General features: G+C 64.4%; 17 protein-coding genes and 1 pseudogene. 10 read left to right on the top strand and 8 right to left on the bottom strand.

The features are described from left to right. The first annotated feature begins 106 nt into the window (after positions 1–106). Complete coding sequence (locus ACP2YO_RS10375) at positions 107–718, top strand: TetR/AcrR family transcriptional regulator (RefSeq protein WP_426440782.1); 612 nt, start codon at positions 107–109, stop codon at positions 716–718. Between the two features lie 3 nt (positions 719–721). Here the strand turns inward: ACP2YO_RS10375 and ACP2YO_RS10370 are convergent, their stop codons facing one another. Next, positions 722–1,672, bottom strand: coding sequence for a fatty acid desaturase (locus tag ACP2YO_RS10370; RefSeq protein WP_426440781.1), 951 nt, complete (start codon positions 1,670–1,672; stop codon positions 722–724). Positions 1,673–1,990: 318 nt separating this feature from the next. On the opposite strand from ACP2YO_RS10370, the gene ACP2YO_RS10365 reads away from it, so the two are divergent. From ACP2YO_RS10365 to ACP2YO_RS10335, 7 genes are all read left to right on the top strand, one after another. Next, positions 1,991–3,328: an MFS transporter gene (locus ACP2YO_RS10365; RefSeq protein ID WP_426440780.1), complete on the top strand. Its 1,338-nt coding sequence runs from the start codon at positions 1,991–1,993 to the stop codon at positions 3,326–3,328. A gap of 329 nt (positions 3,329–3,657) precedes the next feature. Next, complete coding sequence (locus ACP2YO_RS10360; protein ID WP_426443124.1) at positions 3,658–4,563, top strand: LysR substrate-binding domain-containing protein; 906 nt, start codon at positions 3,658–3,660, stop codon at positions 4,561–4,563. A 125-nt stretch (positions 4,564–4,688) separates the two neighbouring features. Next, complete coding sequence (kdgD, locus tag ACP2YO_RS10355; protein WP_426440779.1) at positions 4,689–5,630, top strand: 5-dehydro-4-deoxyglucarate dehydratase; 942 nt, start codon at positions 4,689–4,691, stop codon at positions 5,628–5,630. A gap of 36 nt (positions 5,631–5,666) precedes the next feature. Beyond that, the gene (gudD, locus tag ACP2YO_RS10350; RefSeq protein ID WP_426440778.1) at positions 5,667–7,022 is read left to right on the top strand and encodes a glucarate dehydratase; all 1,356 of its coding nucleotides are present in this window, start codon (positions 5,667–5,669) and stop codon (positions 7,020–7,022) included. A 22-nt stretch (positions 7,023–7,044) separates the two neighbouring features. After that, on the top strand, positions 7,045–8,493 hold the full coding sequence (locus ACP2YO_RS10345; protein ID WP_426440777.1) for an aldehyde dehydrogenase family protein: 1,449 nt from the start codon (positions 7,045–7,047) through the stop codon (positions 8,491–8,493). A gap of 95 nt (positions 8,494–8,588) precedes the next feature. Then, the gene (gene garD, locus ACP2YO_RS10340; RefSeq protein ID WP_426440776.1) at positions 8,589–10,130 is read left to right on the top strand and encodes a galactarate dehydratase; all 1,542 of its coding nucleotides are present in this window, start codon (positions 8,589–8,591) and stop codon (positions 10,128–10,130) included. 98 nt (positions 10,131–10,228) lie between these two features. Then, complete coding sequence (locus ACP2YO_RS10335; RefSeq protein ID WP_426440775.1) at positions 10,229–10,408, top strand: hypothetical protein; 180 nt, start codon at positions 10,229–10,231, stop codon at positions 10,406–10,408. A gap of 76 nt (positions 10,409–10,484) precedes the next feature. Here the strand turns inward: ACP2YO_RS10335 and ACP2YO_RS10330 are convergent, their stop codons facing one another. Next, entirely contained in the window at positions 10,485–10,940 is a 456-nt protein-coding gene (locus tag ACP2YO_RS10330; protein WP_426440774.1) for a hypothetical protein, read from the bottom strand. On the opposite strand from ACP2YO_RS10330, the gene ACP2YO_RS10325 reads away from it, so the two are divergent. Beyond that, positions 10,939–11,148, top strand: coding sequence for a hypothetical protein (locus ACP2YO_RS10325; protein WP_426440773.1), 210 nt, complete (start codon positions 10,939–10,941; stop codon positions 11,146–11,148). The two genes, ACP2YO_RS10330 and ACP2YO_RS10325, sit on opposite strands and share 2 nt — an antisense overlap. 33 nt (positions 11,149–11,181) lie before the next feature. On the opposite strand, the gene leuB is transcribed toward ACP2YO_RS10325, so the two are convergent. The 4 genes from leuB to ald form a co-directional block, all read right to left on the bottom strand. Beyond that, positions 11,182–12,315: a 3-isopropylmalate dehydrogenase gene (gene leuB, locus ACP2YO_RS10320; RefSeq protein ID WP_426443123.1), complete on the bottom strand. Its 1,134-nt coding sequence runs from the start codon at positions 12,313–12,315 to the stop codon at positions 11,182–11,184. Beyond that, complete coding sequence (gene leuD / locus ACP2YO_RS10315) at positions 12,312–12,959, bottom strand: 3-isopropylmalate dehydratase small subunit (RefSeq protein WP_426440772.1); 648 nt, start codon at positions 12,957–12,959, stop codon at positions 12,312–12,314. Before leuD ends, leuB begins: the two co-directional genes overlap by 4 nt. A gap of 2 nt (positions 12,960–12,961) precedes the next feature. Beyond that, positions 12,962–14,350, bottom strand: a complete 1,389-nt coding sequence (gene leuC, locus ACP2YO_RS10310; RefSeq protein ID WP_426443122.1) for a 3-isopropylmalate dehydratase large subunit — start codon at positions 14,348–14,350, stop codon at positions 12,962–12,964. Positions 14,351–14,732: 382 nt separating this feature from the next. Further along, positions 14,733–15,848, bottom strand: coding sequence for an alanine dehydrogenase (ald, locus tag ACP2YO_RS10305; protein WP_426440771.1), 1,116 nt, complete (start codon positions 15,846–15,848; stop codon positions 14,733–14,735). Positions 15,849–15,940: 92 nt separating this feature from the next. On the opposite strand from ald, the gene ACP2YO_RS10300 reads away from it, so the two are divergent. Further along, the gene (locus tag ACP2YO_RS10300) at positions 15,941–16,462 is read left to right on the top strand and encodes an Lrp/AsnC family transcriptional regulator (RefSeq protein WP_426440770.1); all 522 of its coding nucleotides are present in this window, start codon (positions 15,941–15,943) and stop codon (positions 16,460–16,462) included. 19 nt (positions 16,463–16,481) lie between these two features. On the opposite strand, the gene ACP2YO_RS10295 is transcribed toward ACP2YO_RS10300, so the two are convergent. Together ACP2YO_RS10295 and ACP2YO_RS10290 are read right to left on the bottom strand one after the other, a co-directional pair. After that, on the bottom strand, positions 16,482–16,676 hold the full coding sequence (locus ACP2YO_RS10295) for a cytochrome b (RefSeq protein WP_426440769.1): 195 nt from the start codon (positions 16,674–16,676) through the stop codon (positions 16,482–16,484). A 151-nt stretch (positions 16,677–16,827) separates the two neighbouring features. Next, positions 16,828–16,905, bottom strand: a pseudogene (locus ACP2YO_RS10290) (cytochrome b); the annotation flags it as partial. Positions 16,906–17,075 lie beyond the last annotated feature (170 nt).

Below are 17,075 nucleotides of genomic sequence, written 5' to 3'. Positions count from 1 at the left end.
CATCAAGATGGCGACGGAATTGCAGACCATTCGCGGCGCCTCGACGCTCGTCTGAAACACAGCCCGATTTGTGCTAAGCTCGGCATGACGGAGCATGAATCAGACAATGGCGAGCAGCAGGGTGGAAATCGAGGGTGGCACGACGGCGCGCCGCGGCCGGCCGCGATCGGCCGCGACCACAGCCGCCATCCTGCAAAGCGCCTACACGCTGATGGCGACAACCGGCCTTGCCGCGACCACCATCGACGCGATCGCCCGCCACTCCAACGTTTCGAAGATGACGATCTACAAATGGTGGCCGTCGCGCGAGGCGCTGCTGATCGACGCTTTCCTCGACCAGGCTGCACGTGCCGTGCCATTGCCCGGGACCGGCAACCCGGTGGCGCAAATTCGCCGCCACGCGGCGACCTATACGGAGGCGTTGCTGGGCGAGTTCGGACGGGTGCAGCTTGCGGTGATCTCCGAATGCATCTCGACCACCGGATCGGCGGAAATCTTCTACGAACGCTACCTCGGCCTCCGCCGCAGCAAGATGCTGGAGACCATCATCGCCGGCCGGAACGATGGCAGCATCGGCGCGCGAGGTGCGCCCGGCGATCTCTATGACGCGATCTACGGCAGCCTGTTCTATCGCTACGTCTTCGGCATCAAGCCGCTGACGCCTGCCTATGCCCGCAACCTCGTCAATCTGGTGTTGCAGCCGCCCCCGGACCTCTGATCGTCAGCCAACGGTCTGTCGCTGACGCCGAAACCATGCCCAGGTCTCGCGCGTCACCGCGCGGTAATTCCGGCCGCGAAACACGATGTGGCCGTCGACAATGACGTTCAACTTCGGCAGCGCGTGGAACGGCACCGTCGGATAGGCGTGGTGCTCGACGTGATAGGGCATGTTCCAGGCAAACCACTTCATGATCGCCCCTGTCATGGTGGTGCGGGTGTTCTCGAACGCGCTGCGCGTCTGCTCGCAACCGGTGTGCTCCGCATAGAGATAGGGGCGCAGGATCAGTTGACCGGCCAACACCGGGACGATCCAGACCCAAAGCAGGATCGCGCTGTGCAGCAGGAGCGATCCAACCAACAGTGCGAGATAGAGGGCGAGATAGAGCCGTGCTTCCCTGACGATCATCGCACGCTTGTTTTCGGGAATCCACGGCACGGTGACCTTGCCGGTCCATGCATGGCGGAACATCAGCCGCACCCGGGTCAGGACTTGCAACAGCCCGGTGTAGGCGATCGCGAGTTGCGTATCCGAAGCCGGCTTCTGCCCCAGGATCAGCTCCGGATCCTTGTCGGGATCCTGCGTGTAGCGGTGATGGTCCCAGTGGAACAGGCAGTAATATTCGTAAGGAAGTCCGATCGCGAAGGCAGAGAGATTGCCGACCGCAAGGTTGATCGCACGGCTGCTGAACGCGGTCTTGTGCGCGGTCTCATGCACCACCATGAACAGGAACGCGACGAAATAGCCCTGCAGCGCGATCAGCGGCAACGCCCATGACAGGCCGTAGCGCGACGACACCAGCCAGATAAACGTTCCGACGACGAGGATCATTCCGAAGTGGCTTGCCGCGCGTACGGAGCCTGCAAGATTCGACTTGGCCGACAATTCGCGCACGTTCGCGGCGCTGAGCGGCTTCAGCCGGGGGCCAGCGTCATGGATCTCTGCGGTGCTCATGATGGTCGTCTCACATATCAGCGTTGCCTGAACTGCGGAAACACCGCGCCGCCTTGCGGCGTCACATCGTCGGCCTCGAACACATCGTAGTCGGGAGGCGTGGTCATTGGCAGTCGACCCCGATCAAGAAGCGCGGCGTTGCGCCTCAATAACTGTACTGATGGTACAATAATTGTTCGACCAGGGCAAATCCGTCAACGGTGGCATGACACCGGGGCGATCAATTCAAAACCGGTATCGATCGATCCACGTTTCGGCGTAGACCCATTGCCACCACCTCTCTACGACAGTCCTCGAGGAAATTTCGAGGAGGCGCCCATGAGCGCAATTGTATCAGCCACAGACGTGCGGCGATCCCGCGTGCGGCTGCTGATCGTGACGATGCTGTTTCTCGTCACCACGGTGAACTATGCCGACCGCGCGACGCTGTCGATCGCCGGCTCTGCCCTCTCCAAGGAACTGCATCTCGATCCCATCGCGATGGGCTACGTGTTCTCGGCCTTCGGCTGGTCCTATGTGATCGCGCAGGTGCCGGGCGGCTGGCTGCTCGACCGCTTCGGCTCCAAATGGGTCTATGCAATCAGCATCCTGATCTGGTCGGTCTTCACCGCGATGCAGGGCCTGGTCGGCTTCCTGGCGGCGGGAACCGCCGTCGTCGTGCTGTTCGCGCTGCGCCTGATGGTCGGATTCGCCGAAGCGCCGTCATTTCCGGCCAACGCCCGCATCGTAGCGGCCTGGTTCCCCGGCAATGAGCGCGGCACCGCCTCGGCCTTCTTCAATTCCGGTCAATATTTCGCAACCGTGATCTTCGCGCCGCTGATGGGCTGGATCGCACACGAGTATGGCTGGCGCCACGTGTTCTATGTGATGGGCGGGCTCGGCCTCGTCATGGGCATCGCCTGGATCAAGACCATTCACGAGCCGAAGGATCATCCCGCGATCAACGAGGCCGAGTTCGACTACATCAAAGAGGGCGGCGCGCTGGTCGACATGGACGCGGCAAAGGACGGGAAGGCTGCCGACAGCGGCCCGCAATGGAGCCACATCCGCCAGCTGCTCGGCAACCGCATGATGCTCGGCGTCTATATCGGGCAGTACTGCATCAACACGCTGACCTATTTCTTCCTGACCTGGTTCCCGGTTTATCTCGTCAAGGAGCGCGGGCTGTCGATCCTGCAGGCCGGCTTCGTCGCGACCTTGCCGGCGCTGTGCGGCTTCATCGGCGGCGTGCTCGGCGGCGTCATCTCGGATGCCATCCTGCGCCGCACCGGCTCGCTGACCATGGCCCGCAAGATCCCGATCGTCGGCGGCATGCTGCTGTCGATGGCGATCATCGCCTGCAACTATGTCGACGGCCAGGCGCTGGTGGTGGGCTTCATGGCGCTGGCGTTTTTCGGCAAGGGCATCGGCGCGCTCGGCTGGGCCGTCGTGTCAGACACCTCGCCGAAGGAGGCCGGCGGCGTCTCCGGCGGCCTGTTCAACATGTTCGGCAACCTCTCCTCGATCACCACGCCGATCGTGATCGGCTACATCCTGGCCGGCACCGGCTCGTTCAACGGAGCGCTGGTGTTCGTCGGCGTCAACGCACTGGTCGCGGCATTCGCCTACCTCTTCATCGTCGGCGAGATCACGCGGGTGGAGTTGAAGGCGGCCTGAGGCCGGACGCCCGCCGCGAACGCACTTCACCTCTCCCCGCCCTTCTGCGGGGAGAGGTCGAAATTCGCACAGCGAATTTCGGGTGAGGGGCGAGGCAACACATCTCCGCAAAGACAGTCCTTCCGACTCGTTCGGATCGCGCGTGCAAAGTGAGGCGACCGTTGCGCGGAGAGAAGCCCCTCACCACAACCCTCTCCCCGTAAGAACGGGGAGAGGGAGCAGAGAACCGAACGGCGGCGTCACGCCGCCGTCTTTGTCTTCTTGGTCTTCGGGAGGCATCGATGCTAGAACGCACAAAACCCCGCGCCATCCATTCCGGGTTTGCATCGATGTTCGATCTGAACCAGCTCCGCTGTTTCGTGGCTGTCGCCGAGGAGTTGCACTTCGGCCGCGCCGCCGCGCGGCTCAACATGACCCAGCCGCCGCTCAGCCGGCAAATCCAGGTTCTCGAACACATCATCGACGCACCGCTGCTGGAACGCACCAGCCGCTCGGTGCGGCTGACGCCGGCGGGACGCGGTTTCCTGCCCGAGGCGCGGCGTATCCTCAAGCTCGCGGAGTCCGCATCGCAAGTCGCGCGCCGTATCGCGCTCGGCAAGACCGGCTCGCTCAAGATCGGCTTCACGGCAGCGGCCGCCTACGGATTCCTGCCCGATCTGATCGCAGCCTGCCGCGCGCGGCTGCCCGAGATCGATTTCTCGCTCAAGGAAATGGTCTCCGGCGACCAGTTCGAGGCGCTCGCCACCGGCCAGATCGACGCCGGCCTGCTGCGGCCGCCGATCGCGCGGCCGGAACTGGCAAGCCGGCGCGTCGTCGCCGAACCGCTGCTCGCCGCGATCCCGAAGAAGCATCCGCTGGCCTCTGCCGAGGCCCTCTCGATCAAGGATTTCGACGACCAGCCGTTCGTGATGTATTCGCCGTATGAGAGCCGCTATTTCCACGATCTGCTGGTCGCGCTGTTCACTCGCGCCGACGTACTGCCGCGCTACGTGCAGCATCTCAGCCAGATCCACTCCATCCTGGCGATGGTGCGCGCCGGGCTTGGCGTTGCGATCGTGCCGGAAGCCGCCGCGAGCCTGAAGATCGCTGATGTCAGGCTGAAGCCGTTGAAGCTGCGCGGGCCCGCGCCGGTCGAGCTGTTCCTGGTGTGGCGGCGCGATCATGAGAACCCGTTGCTGCCGCCTTTGATCGAGATCGCGACCGAAATCGCGACGTCGCATGTCCGCGGCAATTGATACCGATACTGCATCGTTCGATACCGCGTTTGGTTTGGACCTGCATCGAACCATTTCCTAGAAATGGCGGTGTGGACGCGCCTCGCGCGTCCTGACCCCCATTAACTTCTCTACGGAGTGGTGCCATGAGCAAGATGACCCCTCAGGAGATGGCCCGGCACATCGGCGGCGGCCTCCTGTCGTTTCCCGTGACACCGTTCAAGGCGGATTATTCGTTCGACGAGGCGACCTATCGCAGCAACATGGACTGGCTGTGCGGCTACGACGTCGCCGGCCTGTTCGCCGCCGGCGGCACCGGCGAATTCTTCTCGCTGACACCCGCGGAAGTTCCTGCGGTCGTAAAGGTCGCGGTCGAGGAGACCCGAGGCCGCGTTCCCGTGCTCGCCGGCACCGGCTACGGCACCGCGATCGCGCGCGAGATCGCCATCGGCGCGGAGAAGGCCGGTGCCGACGGCTTGCTGCTGCTGCCGCCTTATCTCACGCATTCCGAGCAGGACGGCCTCGCCGCACATGTCGAGGAGGTGTGTTCGTCGGTCAAGATCGGTGTCATCGTCTACAACCGCGACAATGCGATCCTGCAGCCCGACACGCTGGCCCGCCTCTGTGAGCGCTGCCCCAACCTGGTCGGCTACAAGGACGGCATCGGCGATATCGAACTGATGACTAGGGTTTATACCCAGCTCGGCGACCGCCTGACCTATGTCGGCGGCCTGCCGACGGCGGAAACCTTCGCCCTGCCCTATCTCGACATGGGCGTCACGACCTATTCATCTGCTGTCTTCAACTTCGTGCCTGATTTTGCGACCAATTTCTATGCGGCGGTGCGTCGGCGCGATCATCAGACCATCCATGCAGGCTTGAGGGATTTCATCCTGCCGCTGATCGCGATACGGAACCGCAAGAAAGGTTACGCGGTGTCGATCATCAAGGCCGGCATGAAGGTCATCGGCCGCGATTCCGGTCCGGTTCGCCCACCGCTGACCGACCTGACGGAACAGGAGATCGCCGAGGTTGCGGCGCTGGTGGCGAAACTGCCGCTCGGAGCGGCCCGGCAGGCCGCGGAATAACAAGGCCGAACCGGCCAGGATTAAAGGGAGGAGCAGATGATCCAGGACACGATCCGTACCGGCTTTTCTGGCGCCCCCATCGTCACGGCGATGGAGGTGATCCCGGTCGCTGGGCGGGACAGCATGCTCCTCAATCTGAGCGGCGCACATGCGCCGTTCTTCACCCGCAACCTCGTCATCCTCACAGACAATTCCGGCCATACCGGCGTCGGCGAAGTGCCGGGCGGCGAGAAGATCAGGACGACGCTGGAGGATGCGCGCGGCCTCGTCGTCGGCCAGACCATCGGCGCCTGCAACAACATCCTGGCCTCGATGCGCGAACAGTTCGCCGACCGCGATTCCGGCGGCCGCGGCAAGCAGACGTTTGATCTCCGCGTCACCATCCATGCCGTGACTGCGGTCGAATCCGCGCTGCTCGATCTGCTCGGCCAGCATCTCAACCTGCCGGTCGCAGCGCTGCTCGGCGAAGGCCAACAGCGCGCCAGCGTCGAGACGCTCGGCTATCTCTTCTTCGTCGGTGATCGCCGCAAGACAAGCCTACCCTATGTCGAGGGCGAGACCGGCAAGCCCGACTGGTTCGAGCTGCGCCACCAGGAGGCGCTGACGCCGGATGCGGTGGTGCGGCTCGCGGAAGCGACGCAAACGTATTACGGCTTTGCCGATTTCAAGCTCAAGGGCGGTGTGCTTCGCGGCGAGCAGGAGATCGAGGCAGCCACCGCGATCGCCAAGCGCTTTCCGAATGCCCGCGTCACGCTCGATCCGAATGGCGCCTGGTCGCTCGATGAGGCAATCCGGCTCTGCAGCAACATGCACGGTATCCTCGCCTATGCCGAGGACCCCTGCGGCGCCGAGGCCGGTTTTTCCGGTCGCGAGATCATGGCCGAGTTCCGCCACGCCACCGGGCTGCCGACCGCGACCAACATGATCGCGACCGACTGGCGCCAGCTCTCCCACGCGCTCCGCCTCGGCGCGGTCGACATTCCGCTCGCTGACCCGCATTTCTGGACCATGCAGGGTTCGGTGCGGGTGGCGCAGACCTGCCGCGACAACGGCCTGACCTGGGGCTCGCACTCCAACAACCATTTCGACATTTCGCTCGCGATGTTCACCCATGTCGGCGCCGCCGCACCCGGCAAGGTCACGGCGATCGACACCCACTGGATCTGGCAGGACGGTCAGGCGTTGACCAGGGAGCCACTGCAAATCAAGGGCGGCAAGATTGCGATCCCTGATCGTCCCGGTCTCGGCATCGAGATCGATCGCGCTGCCATTGAAGGCGCGAACGCGCTATACAGACAGCACGGCCTCGGCGCCCGCGACGACGCGCTCGCCATGCAGTTCCTGATCCCCGGCTGGACCTTCGACGACAAGCGTCCCTGCCTCGTGCGTTAACAACAAAAGGTTGGAGAGAAACATGACCGCTCACCAGAAAAATTTCATCGGCGGCGAATGGGTCGACGGAACAGGTCTCACGCGGGACATCAACCCCTCCAACACCAACGACGTTGTCGGCGAATACGCCAGGGCCGATAAAGCTCAGACCGAAAAGGCGATCGCCGCCGCCAAGGCCGCCTTCCCGGCCTGGTCGCGCGCGACGCCGCAGGAGCGTTTTGATGCGCTGACCAGGATCTCGGTCGAGATTCTAGCTCGCAAGGAAGAGCTCGGCCGCCTGCTCGCCCGCGAGGAAGGCAAGACCCTGCCGGAAGGTATCGGCGAGGTCGCGCGCGCCGGACAGATCTTTGCGTTCTTCGCCGGTGAAGCGCTGCGGCTGACGGGCGAGAAGGGTGCGTCGGTGCGCCCCGGCCTCGATGTCGAGATCACCCGCGAGCCGGTCGGCGTCGTCGGCATGATCACGCCGTGGAATTTTCCGATCGCGATTCCGGCCTGGAAGATCGCGCCCGCGCTCTGCTACGGCAACACCGTCGTGTTCAAGCCGGCCGAGCTGGTGCCGGGCTCCGCACACGCGCTGTCCGAGATCATCGCTCGCTCCGGCATTCCGACCGGCGTCTTCAATCTCGTGGTCGGCTCCGGTTCGGTGGTGGGCCAGACCCTGCTCGAACATCCCGATGTCAGCGCGATCTCCTTCACCGGCTCGGTCCAGACCGGCCGCAAGATCGCACAGGCCTGCGTGCTCTCCACGCCCATGAAGAAATTCCAGCTCGAGATGGGCGGCAAGAACCCGCTGGTCGTGCTCGACGACGCCGATCTGAAGGTCGCGGTCGAGGTTGCCGTCAACGGCGCCTATTTCTCGACCGGCCAGCGCTGCACGGCGTCCTCACGCCTGATCGTCACCTCAGGCATCCATGACCGCTTCGTCGCGGCGATGACCGAGCGGATGAAGGGGCTTTTGGTTGATGACGCGCTGAAGAGCGGCGTGCATGTCGGCCCTGTGGTCGACCAGAGCCAACTCGACCAGGACCTCCGCTACATCAAGATCGGTCAGGACGAAGGCGCCCGCCTGCACTGGGGCGGCGAGCTGCTGAACCGCGAGACGCCCGGATTCTATCTGCAGCCGGCACTGTTCACCGAAACCACCAACACCATGCGCATCGCGCGCGAGGAGATTTTTGGACCGGTCGCGTGCGTGATCCGTGCCAAGGATTATGAAGAGGCGCTGGCGATCTCCAACGACACCGAGTTCGGCCTCGCCTCCGGCATCTGCACCTCCAGCCTGAAATACGCCTCCCACTACAAGCGCAACAGCGAGGCCGGCATGGTGATGGTCAATCTGCCGACCGCCGGCGTCGACTATCATGTGCCGTTCGGCGGCCGCAAAGGCTCGAGCTACGGCGCACGCGAACAGGGCGCCTACGCTCGCGAGTTCTATACGACGGTGAAGACCGCCTATACGTTCCCGGGTTAATGTCAGATCGCACCGCATCGGTGCTGCGCTCCCTCTCCCGCTTGCGGGGGAGGTGAAGCGAAGACGACGATTCGTCGTAACCTTAGGAGTCCACTATGGACCAGTCGATCGGCGCCAAGGAGCAGCCCCGCTACATCAAGCTCAACGAACGCGACAATGTCGCGATCGTTGTGAATGATTTCGGCCTGCCCGCAGGCTCCCGCTTCGCCTGCGGCCTGACCTTGCGCGCCTTCGTGCCGCAGGGACACAAGACCGCGCTGCAAGACATCGCCGAAGGCGCGCCGATCATCCGCTATGGCGAAGTGATCGGCTATGCTCTTTCGCCGATCCTTGGCGGCGAATGGGTCGATGAGGCGCGCATCCGCATGCCGGAGGCGCCGCCGCTCGACCGGCTCGAAATCGCGACCGCGGTGCCGCCGGCGCTGCCGCCGCTCGAAGGCTTCACCTTCGAGGGCTATCGTAATCGCGACGGCTCGGTCGGCACCAAGAACATCCTTGGCATCTCTTCCTCCGTGCAATGCGTCAAGGGCACGATGGAATACGCCGTAAAGCGCATCCGCGCCGAGCTGCTGCCGAAATATCCCAACGTCGACGATGTCGTGCCGCTGACGCATGCCTATGGCTGCGGCGTCGCGATATCAGCGCCCGATGCCGTCGTACCGATCCGCACCCTGCAGAACCTCGCGCTCAATCCGAATTTCGGCGGCGAGATCCTCGTCATCGGTCTCGGCTGCGAAAAGCTCGCACCCGAGCGGTTGGTGCCCGATGGTGTCGACAACGCCATCGTGCGCATGCAGGACGAGGCCTTTGATGGCTTTGGCGCGATCATCGATGCCATCATGACGCAGGCCGAAGCGCGCCTCAAAGTGCTCAACACCCGCACGCGCGAGACCTACCCGGCCGCCGATCTCGTGATCGGCCTGCAATGCGGCGGCAGCGATGCGTTTTCCGGCGTCACCGCGAATCCCGCGGTCGGCTTCGCCGCCGACCTTTTGGTGCGATCCGGCGCGACCGTGATGTTCTCGGAAGTCACGGAAGTGCGCGACGCCATCCAGCTTCTGACCCGCCGTGCGATCAACGAAGACGTCGGCCGCGCGCTGATCCGCGAGATGGCGTGGTACGACGCTTATCTGGCCCGCGGCGGCGCGGATCGCAGCGCCAACACCACGCCGGGCAACAAGAAGGGCGGGGTCGCCAACATCGTCGAAAAATCATTGGGCTCGATCGTCAAGTCAGGCTCGGGCCCGATCAGCGGCGTGCTGTCACCGGGCGAGAAGGCGCAGCAGAAGGGCATGCTGTTTGCGGCAACACCGGCGAGCGATTTCATCTGCGGCACGCTGCAGCTCGCCTCCGGCATGACCTTGCAGGTGTTCACCACCGGCCGCGGCACGCCCTATGGCCTCGCCGCCGCTCCCGTCATCAAGGTCGCGACCCGCAGCGAGCTGGCGCGGCGGTGGAAGGACCTGATCGATTTCGACGCCGGCTGCATCGCGACAGGTGACAAGACCATCGAGGAAACCGGCTGGGACCTGTTCCGCCTGATCCTGGATGTTGCGAGCGGCCGCACAAAGCCGTGGTCGGATCGCTGGGGCATTCACAACGATCTCACGCTGTTCAACCCGGCGCCGGTGACATAACCGCGCGCAAGCTGGCGATTAACGATGCATTAGCCACGCCATCATCGGCCGGGGAACGCCGCAATTCGATTCAAATTGTCTGTTCATGGAGGTCAGCCATGGACTGGATCGATAATCCTTGGGAACAAGCCGAACGGGCCGAGCGCCTGGCACGCACCGCGCTGGATCCGCTGACGGTCGAGCGGCTGCTCGCCTTTGCCGACGATTGTCGCCGCCAGATCGCGGCAACCGAGCGCGAAACACGCGGCGGTTTGTTGGCCACGTTACCGGCGGCATAGGCGGCACACGAAAAGTCCGCCGTGACGACGTCAGCGGCGGACTCTCGCGGTCATCCGAAGATGCTTCGCTTACGCATTAGTCATTGTCGTGATGGATGACGGTCTTGCTGCGGTTACCCATGTCGTCTTCCTTCTTGATGACCGTGGTCCGATCGCGCGGCTCACGTTCCTTGATAACGGTCGTGCGATCGCGATCGCGATATTCAGGGGCCTGGCCGACCGTTACGCCGGCGCCGACAGGGCCGACGCGAACACCAACATCATCGGCGAACGCCGGCGCCGCAATCGTAGTCACGAGGGCCGCAGCCAACAGATACTTCTTCATGTCTCTCTCCTCCAGTTTTGATAGATGCGGTGGAGGAACGCCGGCTGCGACAAACCGTTCCTGATTAAAGCTCGCTTCTGCTCGCGGAACATCGGCCGTGGAACTCGCTGAACAGGCATTCACCAGTGTGGCGAAATGCTCATGTTTCGCGTGTTGAATAGCCCCAAATGATGCCCCACGTCCCTTCTCAACAGGAGGACGTTCCATGAAACAATCGCAGCATTTTCTCGATAATGCGGAGAATTGCGCCCAGCTTGCCGAACGCGCGTCCGACGAGCCGACCCATAACCGCTACAAGCGGATGGAAGCGGCCTGGCGCGCATTGGCGAGAGAGCAGGATTGGCTCGATGGCGAGACGCCGCCGTCGGACAATCCGGTCGAGCGCTCTGCCGGTCACACACAGGAGACAGCCTGACGGCTCATTCCGGGCTGCGCCGGCGCCGGGCCATCACGCGTGTTCCTTCGCTGAGACCTTGTCGAGCGCGCTGAGCACCGCATCGCCCATCTCCGATGTCGAGAGCCTCTTCGCACCGGCCTCGGCGATGTCGGCGGTTCGCGCCCCTGTTGCGAGCGCGGTTTGCACCGCCTTCTCCAGCAGGTCGGCGTCTTCGGGGCGATTCAGCGTCAGCCGCAGCATCATCGCCACGCTCAGGATCGAGCCGAGCGGATTGGCGATGCCGCGTCCCGCGATATCGGGCGCGCTGCCATGCACCGGTTCGTACAGCGCCTTGCGCCGGCCATAGCTGTCCACCGGGCCGAGCGAGGCCGACGGCAGCATGCCGAGCGAACCGGACGCCATCGCCGCGCAGTCGGACAGGATGTCACCGAAGATGTTGCCGGTCACCATCACGTCGAACTGCCTGGGCTCGCGCACGATCTGCATCGCGGCGTTGTCGACATAGAGATGGACGAGCTCGACGTCGGAGAACTCTTCCTTGTGGAGCGCGATCACCTCCTCGCGCCAGACCACGCTGGTTTCCAGCACGTTGGCCTTGTCGACCGAGCAGACATTGTTGCGGCGTGTCCGCGCCAGCTCGAACGCCGACCGCGCGACGCGGCGGATTTGATTGGTGGTGTATTGCTCGGTGTTGAAGCCGCGGCGCTGGCCGTCGGGCAGCGTCTCGATGCCGCGCGGTTCCCCGAAATAGATGCCACTGGTCAGCTCGCGGATGATGACGAAGTCGACACCGTCGAGCACCTCGGGCTTGAGCGGCGCGGACGCCGCAAGCGCCGGGCTCGCCATGATCGGACGCAGATTGGCGTAGAGATCGTATTTGCTGCGCAACCCCAGGAGACTGCCCGCCTTGCGCGCCGCCGCCGGCACCTCCTTGGTCTCGGGCCCGCCGGTCGCGCCCCACAGGATCGCGTCGGCTTCATCCATCGCTTCCGCGGTGTCCTCGGGCAGCACCTTGCCGGTCGCAAGATACGGGATCAGCCCATATTGCGCCTCGCGCAGCGTCATCGGCACGCTACGCTTCGCGGCGAACCATTCGAGCACGCGGCGCGACTGCGCGGTCACTTCGGGGCCGATACCCTCGCCGCCGACCACGGCGACCTTGATCATGTTGGATTGCGTGCTCATACCGATGTCCTTGCCGGTGTCCTTGCAAAATGAATCCACGGGCGCGTCGTCCGGTCGGAGGCCTGGAAGGCGCGGATTTCGTCGTCGCGCTTGAGCGTCAGCGCGACCTCGTCGAGGCCCTGCAACAGTCCCTCGCGCCGCCGCGGGTCGATCTCGAACGCATGGCGCTGACCCGACGGCGAGACGATGGTCTGTGCTTCGAGATCGATCGAGACCTTGCCGGCCCCCTGCGTCGCCTCGATATCCGCGGCGAGGGAATCGACCACCGCCTTGTCGACGATGACGGGCAAAATTCCGTTCTGGAAGCAGTTGGCAAAGAAGATGTCGCCGAAGCCCGAACCGATGATCGCGCGGATGCCCATCTCCTGCAGCGACCACACCGCGCCCTCACGCGACGAGCCGCAGCCGAAATTCGGCCCTGTGACCAGGATCTCGGCCTGCCGATACGGCTCGCGGTTCAGGATGAAGTCGGGATTTTCAGAACCGTCGGGCAGATAGCGCAGCGAGCCGAACGCCCATTTGCCGAGCGTGCCGCGGATCGAATTGCCGACCAGCCGCTCGATGCGGATGATCACGTCGGTGTCGATATTGCCGCGCATGATCGGCGCGGCGGTCGCGGTGAGCTTGTCGAACGGTTTCGGCATCGCTAACGCCCCATCATCCTGACATCGGCGATCGCGCCGACGATGGCCGATGCTGCGGCACTCGCCGGGCTCGCCAGATGCGTCCGCGCCTGCGGCCCTTGCCTTCCGACAAAATTGCGGTTCGAGGTCGAGACCGAACGTTGCCCGGGCGCTACCACTTCGCCGTTGGCGGCAAGGCACATCGAGCAGCCCGGCTCGCGCCATTCGAAGCCGGCATCGGTGAAGACCTTGTCGAGCCCTTCGGCCACCGCCTCGCGCTTGACGTTTTCCGAGCCCGGCACGACCCAGGCGCGGACGCCGGCCGCGACCTTGCGGCCGCGCGCCACCTCGGCCGCCGCGCGCAGATCGCTCAGCCGGCTGTTCGTGCAGGAGCCGATGAACACCCAGTCGACCGGCGTGCCCGCGATCGGCGCGCCGCCTTGCAGGCCCATATACTCCAGCGCGGTTTCGATCGCCGCGCGCCGCGCGGGATCGTCGATAGCCTTGGGATCGGGAATCCGGCCATCGACCCCGATGACGTGCTCGGGGCTGATGCCCCAGGTCACCTGCGGAATGATTGTCCCGACATCGATCACGACCTCGCGGTCGAACACGGCATCCGTATCACTCGGCAGCTCGCGCCATGCCTTGACGGCCTGCTCCCACAACGCGCCCTGGGGCGCGTAAAGACGGCCGCGGAGGAACTCAAACGTCTTTTCGTCCGGCGCGACCATGCCCATCTTGGCACCGAGTTCGATCGAGAGGTTGCAAATCGTCAGCCGCCCCTCGACGGGCAGATCGCGGATCGCGCTGCCGGCATATTCGACGGCATAACCGGTGCCGCCGGCGGCGCCGATATGCCCGATCAGCGCCAGGATCATGTCCTTGGCGGTGACGCCGGGCGGCAGCTTGCCCTCCAACCTTGCGCGTAGGGTCCTGGGGCGGCGCTGGATCAGCGCCTGTGTTGCCAGCACATGGGTCAACTCGCTCGATCCAATCCCGAAGGCGAGCGCGCCAAGGCCGCCATGCGTGCAAGTGTGGCTGTCACCGCACACGATCGTGGCACCGGGCAGGCTCAATCCGAGTTCCGGCCCGATAACGTGGACGATGCCTTGTCCGGGCTGATCGACGTCGAACAGGGTGATGCCGCTCGCCGCGGTCTCGACCCGAAGCGCTGCCAACAATTCCTGCCCGATCTTGCTGGTCCCGGCGCGGCCATGCTGGGTGGAAATGGCATGGTCGGGGGTCGCAAACGTCAGTTCGGGATTGTGAACCTTGAGACCCTTGCTCTTGAGATCGAGCAGGCCGCGCGAGCCGCCGAGATCGTGCAGCAGATGGCGGTCGATATGCAGGAGATCGGTATCTTCGCTCAAACGGGCAATGACATGCTGGTCCCAGATCTTGGCCAGCATCGTACGACCGGTCTTTTCCAAGACAGTCCTCCCTTTGGCTTCTTGCCTTTGGCTTCCTGAGGCCAGCGGCGCGCCGCTGAGTGCCGCTTTGGCGCGGCTTCAATACGAGCGCATCAAATCATGCAGACGTCAGCTCCACCAGCACGGAGTAATGAACATGACAACGAGGGAGGGCTGCGCTGGTGCAGCTTGACAAGATCGGACGATGGTCCGCACGCGTTCGATTGGGAAAGGCAAGTGCGAGCAAAGAAATCAAGCTCGCTCACCCAACACCGTCATGCCCGGCCTTGTGCCGGGCATCCACGTCTTCTACGGGGCAAAGACGTGGATGGCCGGGACGAGCCCGGCCATGACGAAGAAAACGGACTAGTCGGTTGGAAAGTCAGGACGCCAGCGCTTCCTCCGGCATTACAACCGTCAAATTCTGGCTCTCGGCCACCGCGCGGTTGGTGATGCGGCCGCGATGAACGTTGAGGCCGGCGCGCAGGTGCGGATCCTCGACCAGCGCGCGCAATCCCTTGGCCGCCAGCGCGAGGCCGAACGGCAGTGTCGCGTGATTGAGCGCGTGGCTCGAGGTGACAGGCACCGCGCCCGGCATGTTGGCCACGCAATAGTGCACGACGTCGTCGACCAGATAGGTCGGGGCCTGGTGGGTGGTCGGCTTCGATGTCTCGAAACAGCCGCCCTGGTCGATCGCGACGTCGACCAGCACCGCTCGGCGCTTCATGTGAGCGAGCTGCGCGCGCGAGACGAGCTTCGGCGCGCTCGCACCAGGCACCAGCACCGCGCCGACCACGACGTCGGCGGCGACGACCTCCTGCTCGATCGCTTCCAGCGTGGCGTAGCGGGTGCGGACCCGCCCGCCAAAAAGGTCATCGAGCAGGCGCAGCCGCGGCAACGAGCGGTCGAGGATGGTGACGTCACTGCCGAGCCCGGCCGCCATCCGCGCCGCGTGGGTGCCGACCACGCCGCCGCCGATGATCGCGACCCGCGCCGGCGGAACGCCGGGGACGCCGCCGAGCAGCTTGCCCATGCCGTCGGCGGATTTGCGCAACGCCGCACCCGCGGCCTCGACCGCAAGCCGGCCGGCAACCTCGCTCATCGGCGCGAGCAAAGGCAGCCCGCCATGCGCGTCGGTTACCGTCTCGTAGGCAACGGCCGTGCAGCCGGAGGCAAGCAGGCCCTTGGTCTGGGGGACGTCGGGCGCGAGGTGAAGGTAGGTGAAGAGGATCTGGCCCTCGCGAAGTCTCGCCCATTCCGCCGGCTGCGGCTCCTTCACCTTCACGATCATGTCGGCGACCGAAAACACTTCCTCGGCCGTATCTGATATCCGGGCGCCGGCCTGGCGGTAGAGATCATCGCTCGCGCCGATGCCTTCACCGGCGCCGCTCTGCACCACGACCTCGTGGCCGTGGGCCACATATTCCCGCACCGACGCCGGCGTCAGTCCGACGCGATATTCCTCGACCTTGATCTCTTTGGGCACGCCGATGCGCATGGTCAGCTCCTGAGTGAGTCGTTTTCTCCTGGCGTGAGACTATTCCTCGTCGCGCGGCGTTTCTCAGCGAAATCCGGCTTGCCGGTACCAACATGCGCTCCTATTCTTCGCCACTGCCGGGATACTTAGAGGAAAGCTGCGTGGACGGTCTCGATCGTATCGATTTCAAGATCCTGGCCGAGCTGGTCACCGACGCTCGCGCCAGCCAGATCGAGCTGGCCGAGAAGGTCGGGCTGTCACCAACCGCCTGTGCGCGCCGCATCCGCCATCTCGAGGAGACCGGCGTGATCCGCGGCTACCGCGTCGACCTCGAACCAACCGCGCTCGGATTGGTGACGACCGTCGTCGTCACCATCACGCTGGAGAAGCAGAGCGAGGATTATCTGGCGGCGTTCGAGGCCGCGATCGCGCGGTGCCCCGACGTCGTCTCCTGCCATCTGATGTCGGGCAGCGACGACTATCATTTGCAGGTCATCGCCCGCGACATCGCCGACTTCGAGCGCATCCACAAACAGCATCTGTCGCGGATGCCGGGCGTCGCGCGCATCCATTCCAGCTTCGCGATGCGCGAGGTGGTCCGCCGTACCATTCCGGAAACCGCGCTGCGCGGCTGAAGATCGGCTCGCTGAACGGTCAGGACGGACTGCGGCTGGCGCGCGGCCACATCCGCGACAGCGTTTCGTCCTTCTTGACGACGACATGCCAGAGCGTCGCGCCAATATGCAGCGCGACCACGACGTAGACGAGATAGGCCAGCAAACCGTGCGCGACCTCGCCCGCATGCGCGACGGTCGGATTGTCCGAGACCAGCCGCGGCCAGCTGAACATCCAGAAATATCTCAGCGAATAGCCACCGGCCGACGAGAACACGCGCCGCAAGACGTACCAGCGGCGAGAGCGATCGCGGCTCCGCTGGCGCCGTTGTCACAAACCGCACCATCAGCCGCAGGATCGCCAGGAAGAACAACGTCATGCCGAGTGACTTGTGCACCTCGAGCAGTTCGCGCCGCGGCGACGTGCCCGGCGCCTGTAGGCCGCAGTAGAACCCGATCAGCATGGCCGCGATGAACAGAACCGCCGTTGCCCAATGAATTCTGCGCAGCAGCGGATCGTAGCTGGCCGTCATTCCCGTTGTCACAAAATTCCCGTTGTCACAAAGCGCCTTGCCAGCCCGTCGTCCGGTTTCGAGAAACGAAGGCCGTTCAGTAGTCAATCACGCGCGGCCTG

Origin of the sequence: Bradyrhizobium genosp. P (assembly GCF_049949265.1) — a bacterium.
Lineage (GTDB): Bacteria > Pseudomonadota > Alphaproteobacteria > Rhizobiales > Xanthobacteraceae > Bradyrhizobium.
The sequence above is the reverse complement of the archived record's forward strand: the minus strand, read 5'-3'. Positions and strand labels throughout refer to the sequence as shown.